General features: G+C 52.2%; 11 protein-coding genes. 2 read left to right on the forward strand and 9 right to left on the reverse strand.

The genetic code is table 11. The annotated features are described in order from the left end of the window. Positions 1–9: 9 nt before the first annotated feature. From B060_RS0113935 to B060_RS0113940, 3 genes are all read right to left on the reverse strand, one after another. Entirely contained in the window at positions 10–630 is a 621-nt protein-coding gene (locus B060_RS0113935) for a Shedu anti-phage system protein SduA domain-containing protein (RefSeq protein ID WP_018082410.1), read from the reverse strand. Next, a complete protein-coding gene (locus B060_RS27220) occupies positions 630–875 on the reverse strand; it encodes a hypothetical protein (protein WP_157405643.1) in 246 nt (81 codons plus the stop codon). The genes B060_RS0113935 and B060_RS27220 overlap by 1 nt, the downstream gene beginning before the upstream one ends. 180 nt (positions 876–1,055) lie before the next feature. Beyond that, entirely contained in the window at positions 1,056–1,994 is a 939-nt protein-coding gene (locus B060_RS0113940; protein ID WP_155847651.1) for a papain-like cysteine protease family protein, read from the reverse strand. A 571-nt stretch (positions 1,995–2,565) separates the two neighbouring features. Between B060_RS0113940 and B060_RS0113950 the strand changes: the two genes are divergently transcribed. Continuing rightward, positions 2,566–3,099, forward strand: coding sequence for an SOS response-associated peptidase family protein (locus B060_RS0113950; protein ID WP_018082413.1), 534 nt, complete (start codon positions 2,566–2,568; stop codon positions 3,097–3,099). A 20-nt stretch (positions 3,100–3,119) separates the two neighbouring features. Here B060_RS0113950 and B060_RS0113955 read toward each other — a convergent pair whose 3' ends face one another. Further along, positions 3,120–3,650 (reverse strand): SOS response-associated peptidase family protein, encoded by a 531-nt coding sequence (locus B060_RS0113955; RefSeq protein WP_018082414.1) that lies wholly within the window; start codon positions 3,648–3,650, stop codon positions 3,120–3,122. Here B060_RS0113955 and B060_RS24630 point away from each other — a divergent pair. After that, positions 3,615–4,013 carry an OB-fold nucleic acid binding domain-containing protein gene (locus B060_RS24630; protein WP_269078009.1) on the forward strand — a complete coding sequence of 133 codons (399 nt, stop codon included), beginning with the start codon at positions 3,615–3,617 and terminating at the stop codon, positions 4,011–4,013. The genes B060_RS0113955 and B060_RS24630 overlap by 36 nt on opposite strands. A 5-nt stretch (positions 4,014–4,018) precedes the next feature. Here B060_RS24630 and B060_RS26160 read toward each other — a convergent pair whose 3' ends face one another. The 5 genes from B060_RS26160 to B060_RS0113980 form a co-directional block, all read right to left on the reverse strand. After that, positions 4,019–4,726 (reverse strand): aKG-HExxH-type peptide beta-hydroxylase, encoded by a 708-nt coding sequence (locus tag B060_RS26160; RefSeq protein WP_155847650.1) that lies wholly within the window; start codon positions 4,724–4,726, stop codon positions 4,019–4,021. Then, complete coding sequence (gene yhhC / locus B060_RS0113970; RefSeq protein ID WP_018082417.1) at positions 4,723–5,307, reverse strand: cyclophane-containing peptide 2OG-Fe(II) oxygenase YhhC; 585 nt, start codon at positions 5,305–5,307, stop codon at positions 4,723–4,725. The genes B060_RS26160 and yhhC overlap by 4 nt, the downstream gene beginning before the upstream one ends. Next, on the reverse strand, positions 5,304–6,437 hold the full coding sequence (yhhB, locus tag B060_RS0113975; protein WP_026172848.1) for a cyclophane-forming radical SAM/SPASM peptide maturase YhhB: 1,134 nt from the start codon (positions 6,435–6,437) through the stop codon (positions 5,304–5,306). The genes yhhC and yhhB overlap by 4 nt, the downstream gene beginning before the upstream one ends. Next, positions 6,437–6,595: a YhhA family cyclophane-containing RiPP gene (gene yhhA, locus B060_RS28440; protein ID WP_425303996.1), complete on the reverse strand. Its 159-nt coding sequence runs from the start codon at positions 6,593–6,595 to the stop codon at positions 6,437–6,439. Before yhhA ends, yhhB begins: the two co-directional genes overlap by 1 nt. 491 nt (positions 6,596–7,086) lie before the next feature. Then, a complete protein-coding gene (locus tag B060_RS0113980; RefSeq protein WP_155847649.1) occupies positions 7,087–7,626 on the reverse strand; it encodes a hypothetical protein in 540 nt (179 codons plus the stop codon). Positions 7,627–7,900 lie beyond the last annotated feature (274 nt).

The raw sequence follows: 7,900 nt of genomic DNA on the forward strand, positions 1-7,900 counted from the left end.
GCATTTGGATCAAACGGTTTTAAACATTTCGAGTGTTTGCTTCAGAGATACGAGCATCTCGTCATAGGTCAGCACTTGAGCCTGAATACCTTCAACTCTCACATGCTCACGACGATATGTTAGCCGCTGGTGTTCGAGTGGGCCGACAATACCCTTGTCACGACCACATATGACAAGGTAATTCGCGGATTTAATCGGGCCGCCAAAATTGCTTTCCAGAGTAGCATCGGTCTTGTGATACGAGTGGTAGCTGGCCCAATCCACGGTTTGCCCAAAGCCATGTTCCAGTTCGGGCGACCAGTTGCGATATTGAGCGGTGCCTTTTTTGCCAAACAGGCTGAATTCATTCGCGCCTTCGAATTCGACCAGCAGGAAACGTCTCAGATTGTTGTTCCCGACAACAAAATCAGTTCGATACAGCCCACCTAAACCTAGCTCCCACTTATAGAGGTCTGGAACGACTACGTTTCCGATCGTGCCGATCAGGATAGACATATGAGGTCGACTTTTAATTTCGTCGACGACGATTTTCTCGTTCACAAATCCGACAGTCGAGAACCAAGCCTCAAAGCTTGAAAGCTCGGCCTCCGCTGCTTGGAGGTCGAGTTTGAAGGGCAGCAATAGGCTCATTATTTCTGGCTGGCGGCAGAAAAGCTCAGTACGTTCAAAATCCGTGGAACGGAGTTTACGGGCTTTTCCCATAAAACCCGAGTGGCTTTGCCAATTCTCGAAACAAAGTGTCCGCTCGATGTCGACGTGGTATTAGCTACTGAAGGCTCTGCCAGAACTTTTTTGAGTTCAGTTGTTTCCTTAGGTGAAAGAGTCGAGACTTGGATTTTCGCTTGCGGCGCAATCTCGTAAGTTTCGCTGATCATGGGTTCACCTCATTGCGATGTTTTCGCCAGCATAGCATTATACTGTTTAAAATGGCCTTCCGGAATGGAAAGTCAAGATTCATCTAACTCCAAAGATTCGCAGATGCTGGACTTTAGCACCTTTTTGAAGGCTCTGCCGAATTTTTTGGCCAATCTTGGACCTTTGGTTTTGACGGGACATTAAGCGCGCCAATGGATAATTTGCCAGCGAAGGTCGACACTGCCTCCGACAGCGACGATCAATGCCGCCTCGGCTTCAAAGCGGTTCATAAAACTTAACGCAGGCTGATAGGTATAGCTTCCCGACGCAGGATCAATAAATTCGAATTCAGAGTCGTCGTAATCGGCTTTGCTCGTACCATCTCCGCTACCGTAAATGCCGACAAGCAAGAGCGCATGTGAGTTTATGCCGTCGCCAAGAGTAACCCAGAGCGGACCGTACCGGCCCAACGTTTCCCGCCAAAATGCCAAAGTGTATGATGCGGGAGGTTCGGCAACCATTGATAAGGTTGCAAACCCACGCTCAGCCCCGCTGGGTAATCCTGTGTCGTGTAGATAACTATCGAGATAATCACCTCCGAGACTCGTTAATGCGTCGGTCACAGGAACGACACGTTTCTGCTTCCAAGACAGCATCATGGTGTAAACCGTTGCCCAGCACCCCATCGAAGTTACTTGCTTCATGGGCGGTACGTCCCACCTTACGGACGTTTTGTTGGATGAATAGGTTCTGCGTGCCACTGCAGCCGACTCCGTCCTTTCGATCGCCCCTTTGCCTTTCAATATTTGACGATCAGCAGGCGCGCCCCCAGTTGAAGGCAAGTTTATCCCAAACATCCCAAGGACGGCATCGTCCACGACACCCCAGACCAAATTCTGCCCCGTGAGGTGGGAGCTTGAGGAGTCGTTACTGATGACTTTAGCCCCAAGGGACGCGGCGGCAGTCGACAGTATTTCTGTTTTAACCTGAGCATCGACGGCTCCAGTGAAATTCACCTGGTAATCGACATCGGCAATGAGTTCAGACTTGATCATAGTCACTGTCTTGGGATTTTGCTGCACGCGCAGCTTGATTGCTTCGCTGCATTCCTTGCTTCTGTTTCGAATATGTTTCAACACAACTGCGTCAGTAAGTTCTAGCAGTCGCACATTGGTCAGGGTATCGATGCCAGCATTGTTGAGACTGTGCTATCGCGCAGGATAGATGACCTGGAACCGGAATTGACCCGCCATGGTTATGACGTCAGAACCCTTTGCGATCAGTTTGACGCCGAAGCCGTGGAAATCTGCCAGCTCATGCGGGGTAACCTAAACCCTCAGCGGACGAACGAATTGATCGACGAAATGCGTGCCGCTGGGCTGCCCCGCTGACCTGTCTCCAGCAATCGGCGCCATCGTCTCACGATCTTGCGTCTGTCTCAGGGATTGTGAACAGTGTCTCACGTAATGTGCGCGCGTCGCGCGTTTCAGTCTCAACTAATGTGCGTCAAAACCGAACTTGAATCTCGCGTCGAGCCCTTCATTATTGCGCGTCAGTACAGCTAATGACCAAACAATTGCAACACCGGGAGCGAGAGCCGTTAAGGCAGATGCGGTTTGAATGGCCCGCGGCCGGCGCTACTCTTGTGCGAAACAGCATAGCGTTCTATATTTGTTCTTATTTCGCATATATCGATAGGTGAACAAGGCCTTGTGGGACGCCAAGACAATTACGGTGCTTGCCAAAAACCGCGAGGGGCTGGTCGTCGACATAGAGATGCATTGGGGTCTGATCCCAGCGACCTATACCGGCTTTGTCGAGTCCTGGGAGGCGAGCACGGTGAATGCGCGATTGGAAACAGTGGCCGACTTGCCGTCTTTTCAAAATGCCTGGACCTTAAAGCGCCGGGTCATCATTCCCGTGGAAACATACGTCCAGAAGGTTTCGACCGGCCTCAATGTGTTCGGCGGAAAGCCGGTCGCGAAAAAAGTCGCTATCACCCGTGCGGACGGTAAGCCTTTTGGGGTCGCCGGCATTTATGATCATGCCAAGACGATGGATGGGCCCATATTATCCGTGGCTTCGTTGACCCGGCACCCAGGCCCTCGCATGGCGAAGGTGCACGACCGTGAACCGGTCGTTGTCGATTTCGAAAACTGGCGAGCCTGGCTGGACGGGTCTGACGAGGTCGATCTTTCAACGCCTTGGGCCGACGATGCTTTTGAGCTGAAGCCAGCACGGTAGACGCTGGCCCTGTGCCGCTTTTAGAAAAGACTTGGCTGTCCCGCCGTGGGTATTGCCATCGCTCCAGGTTCAGTCGGACCGTCTGCTTTTGCGCTCCGAGCAACGATTTTCAGCGTGCCGTCCGGCAGTGGCCGCTGCAGTTTCAACGCCTCTTCCGTTGGCGCCGTCAGCCAGGTTTCGACGTCTTCAACCGTCCTCAGGAACACCGGCATGGCTTTGGGGTGGATGGCCTTGACCTCCTCATTGGCCTCGGTCGTCAGGAAAGCGTAGAGGTCGTCGGTCGTTTCGCCGTCTTTTACCTTGCGCACAGATGTCCATTGCGGCGTCCAGATGCCGGCAAAGAAGAAGAGGGGGCGGCTTTCATCGAGAGCAAACCACGTGTTCTGTTTGGATCCGGACGCCTGGTCGGGCTCGCAGAACGAGGTCGCTGGCACAACGCACCGGCTTTCCACGCCCAGCCATCGCCGCCAGTGAGGTGAGGCGACATTGCGCACGTTCGTGACGCCGGAATCGTAATTCTTGCCCTCCAAGGCAAATTTAGGGGAAGGCATAATGTCAGGCAGCGGCCGGGATCGGCCAATGGCGTTATCTTCATGACCATCGAAGATGAGACTGGTGACGCCAATATCGTTGTCTGGGAAAAGGTCGGGCTGAAATACAAGCGCGCCGTCTATGGCTCAAGCCTGGTCCTGATCACCGGCTTCATCCAGAAGGAAGGCGACGTCGTCCACCTTATTGCCCGCACCGTCGTCGACTTGTCGCATATGCTGGCCAGCGTCGGCGACCGTGACACGCCGCTCCAGGTGCCGCACCAGCCGGGAGACGAACTGAGGAACGGGGGGGGGGGCGTCGATCCGAGGGTCGCGCGGCAGGGAAGGGGGCAAATACAGCACCGAAGCCGGGATTTCAGATGAAATGTTTAATTCACAAATAGCTGTTTGAGGATGGCCTCGCCTGAATCCGTTAAACATTGACGTAACTCGGGGATGGGCACGAGCGCAATATCATCCGAAACCTGAGCCAGACGGCGTTTCATGAAATCGCGGCGTACTTCGTCGACTTCCTCAGGCAGCACGAAGCTTTGGAAAAACCGGGCAACACATGTGAAGACATAGAGACCATGAAAGACGCCACTGACGGGGCGCAAAGACATTCTCCAAGGTGAGAACAGCTCACTTTGACCTTTGAATAGTGGCTGGATACGTTCAAGATTGCTGAGGTTAAGATGCATTGCTTCGTGAACGATCGCCTCAGCGACACGCAGGTCACGCACCAAGGACGACTGCGGTACGGAGACATATATCCGCTCAGGCCATTGCGGCTCACTATGGCTCACATCGTATTCATCGCTCGGTGCCTTAAGAAGAGCAATTTCTCCTACACAGCGTCTTATGCGCTCCAGAAGCGACGGCGCTTTTGCGAGCAAAATATCGACATCATCCATTGCTGCGATAGCAGATTCTGGTACGGGCGTCGGCAAACACACAACGCCACGCTTGCCTAATGCCGCAGCAGTCGCTTCATTCACGGTTGCCAGTTTTGAACGAAGTGGGGTTTCGCAAAACGATGCGAACTCAATCGGTAACAGCCAGGGCTCGCCACCGGCAACTAGCGCGGCATTCGTCACTGCGCCCGCCGAAAGGTATATACGAGCGTGAACCGCTCCCCATTATGAATGGTGGACACTGCATGAAATGACTGCGGTGAAATTTCAAAGCCGAAGCCAGAGTTGTGGTCAGGTACGACGATATCCGCGATGTCCTCAGGGCGACGGCTGTTGAACAGCATCAGCAAACCGCCCTTGTCCGCATCCCACCCCTCATTAACCTGGATCAGCATTCGATGAGTTTCTTCCTCACCGATGAAATCATTATGCACACGAATTGTCTGCCCCGGGACAAGTTTATGCGCAGCGATTTCCACCATAGTTATCTTGCCCATATAGGTGAGCCCTGCCGAGAGAAGGCTTTCTATAGATGCGATAAAGTCAGGCGAAGTCAGAAAATTCAGGTCTTCCGGCAGCGGCGACGAAAGCAGACTGAATTCGTACTGTTCGTAAAATTCTTCAATGACGAGTTGCCAGGGCGCGTCGTTTCGCAACCAGTCCAGCACCCGCGCGGCAAGGTTTTCCGATAAGAGATCATCAACGCGGAAATGCGCGAACGGTGTCGTGGATTGAGCGGTGAATGATGTGTTCAGTTGGCTCATGCGATAGCTCTCTTATGGTCGCCAATCCATTCCTGCATCCGCCCGATCAGAAGCTTCTGATCGGCGCAAAAGACGGTCGGATTGTCGAACTCGGCCTCTGCACTCCAACGATGCGCAGGCATACCGCCCCCACAAATATCAAGCAACGGACAGCTCTTACAGGTAGCAGACGAAGGCCGTTGAGAAACATGATAGCTCTTGAACTCGTTGTTCTCCATAACGTCCGAAAGCCGATCCCTAAGTACGGACCAGGGACTCTTGAACCGGTCGGCCGTCGAATAGGTGCTTTTCAGCGTATCGTTCTTTTGGATTGAACCATCGGTGTCAATTACCACGATGCCATAGTCCGTGATGCCGATCCCTTCTTTGATGCCACGACCGCCCAACAGCAATCTGATCATATCATCGAGAATACGGATAACCGGCGGAGCCTCGTCCGCTAAATAAAGATCGAGTATTTTCGACATCCAGGCACCGTACTCTACCGAGTCTACACTGGCCTTTTTATATGGAAGGTTCGTGCGATTGCCGTCGCGATACAGGAAGTCGATGCTCGGAGCACCAGTGGCTTTCAACGCCGTATACACGGCCACAGGATCGGATTCCGGATCAACAACGGCCAACACGCCTGAAAAAAGGGCTTTAGCGTCTGGATGCGCCGTTATGCGGACAACAGCATCGATGACCTTGCCGTGCGAACCGCCGTCCTGGTGATCGACACGGAACTTATCGTGCACCGAAATAGGTCCGTCGAGACTAATGGAGACGCCGACTCGGTGCTGCGCAAGAACATCCAGCATTTCGTTGGAGAGAAGCAGGCCATTCGTCTGGATATGGAGGCCCGTCTCTGGCGTCAGACTTTGGCGCAGCTCACCAAGCAAGGCGTCAAGCCTCGCCTTGCCCATCATCAAAGGCTCTCCACCATGCAGGACAACGCTGAACGGTTCGGCCTGCTCTTGCTTGAGTTCGATCAGCCGCTTTACGACTGCAGCCTTGACATCGGCGCTCATGAGTTTGGGCTGGGTTTTCCAGCCGTCATCACCCATATGATAAACGTAGCAATAGGTGCAATTAAGGTTGCAGCGGCTAGCGACCTTTAAGAGTACCGTATCTATTTTTGCCGAAGGCATTACCGGTTGTGACGATTGTGCACTCTATCGTATGCACGAGTCGAGGCTTCGAGATCGTTATTCCGGACCTCATCGATCAGTCGCGCAAGCGTAACGCTGTCAATTTTCGTAGGCTTTGCTTTGATGACAGGGCTGGGCGTTTGCATTGCATCCTCCATGAAAATTCATGATGGAAAATACGCAAATAATCTGAAATGTCAATTTAATTAATCGCGCGTCAATTTAATGTATATGTTAAGTAAATTTGAATCTATTGTCGGAAAGTAATATCACTACCAAAATAATGAATTGCAGCATCAGAATATAATAAAATATAAAATAGAAATTTACACAATATATATGTCGCTTTGTTACGTAGTTGCCTATAGGTTATATGGGTGGTGGATTTTTTGCCAAAAAATCTATGGCCATAGAACTAAACGGAGCATTCGGTGTAGGGGCTTGATTTAAAGCAATCCGCGCGTTGGCCACCATTGCTACGGATTTTGGGTGGGGGTCGTGCCCCAGGCGCTCAATAATAGCAATGTACAAGCGAAGCTGCGTCAACCGCTCGCGCCTGCTTTCATCCCGAGCGCCAGCGTCAAGTCCCATCGTTGAGATGGTGAGCAGTCCCGACGTAGAAAGTCCAACTACAACTTCATCGTGAAACCTAATATGATTCCGAGGATCTTCCGATCCGCTTGGGTCGAGCAATGCCGGCTCCTCGTTGGGTATTATGGTTACGCTCATTTAGTACGGCATAGTGCATTCTGCCTAAAATCTCGGCGGCGTCATACAAATCCATGGAGTCTGTAAACAGCGATTGATTCTGGTCCCGATCTTGATTGGTCAGGAGATTTGAATGCCCTATGTGACGTCCGGCACCATACGCAATGACGACTGGCTCATGCTTTGACAGGGCATGCGCAGTTTGCGAAAAAACCACATTCGTCAACTCACCGTTATTGTGTTCGATAACCGCCCCAACCTCGATATTCTTAACTGCTAGCTTTCGTCGAGGCCAAAACGGGGCATTTGACAAAGTCGCCTTAATCGTAGCCGCATCGCTTTTCCCCTTGCGAATAAACGCCGTCATTTCTGAGTTGGAATGTTGAGCGAGTTCTGGGTCAACGTAGTCAGGCGCGCCCGGATTTGAAACTTCAGATGAATTTTCGTCTTCATCGCGCTTGAACGCCGCGATCGGGCGCATTCTGACCAGACATTGGAGCAGTTAGGTGGACCCCGTCAGTTGGACAGAAAGTGGGCTGACTTAAGATAGAGAGTCTTGCCGGTTAATTGTCGCTGGCGATTTTGCCAGAATGTCGGTGTTTCAGGCTACCATCTTTCCTTGATCGATTGAATCCCTTTCTTGCTGTTGAGGCTGTGGGGATGTGTGTAACGCGCTTGCGTTATGCACATATCCACAGGCGCGGCCCGCTTCAAAAATTTGCCTCGGGGTCTTGTAGTCGAGAGCCTGGTGCTTT

The organism is Asticcacaulis benevestitus DSM 16100 = ATCC BAA-896, assembly GCF_000376105.1.
Lineage (GTDB): Bacteria > Pseudomonadota > Alphaproteobacteria > Caulobacterales > Caulobacteraceae > Asticcacaulis > Asticcacaulis benevestitus.

What these genes read in the sequence shown, in the direction of transcription:
- B060_RS0113935 (WP_018082410.1), bottom strand. Translation starts at nt 630, where the DNA reads ATGAGCCTATTGCTGCCCTTCAAACTCGACCTCCAAGCAGCGGAGGCC.
- B060_RS27220 (WP_157405643.1), bottom strand. Translation starts at nt 875, where the DNA reads ATGATCAGCGAAACTTACGAGATTGCGCCGCAAGCGAAAATCCAAGTC.
- B060_RS0113955 (WP_018082414.1), bottom strand. Translation starts at nt 3,650, where the DNA reads ATGCCTTCCCCTAAATTTGCCTTGGAGGGCAAGAATTACGATTCCGGC.
- yhhC (WP_018082417.1), bottom strand. Translation starts at nt 5,307, where the DNA reads ATGAGCCAACTGAACACATCATTCACCGCTCAATCCACGACACCGTTC.
- yhhB (WP_026172848.1), bottom strand. Translation starts at nt 6,437, where the DNA reads ATGCCTTCGGCAAAAATAGATACGGTACTCTTAAAGGTCGCTAGCCGC.
- yhhA (WP_425303996.1), bottom strand. Translation starts at nt 6,595, where the DNA reads ATGGAGGATGCAATGCAAACGCCCAGCCCTGTCATCAAAGCAAAGCCT.
- B060_RS0113980 (WP_155847649.1), bottom strand. Translation starts at nt 7,626, where the DNA reads ATGCGCCCGATCGCGGCGTTCAAGCGCGATGAAGACGAAAATTCATCT.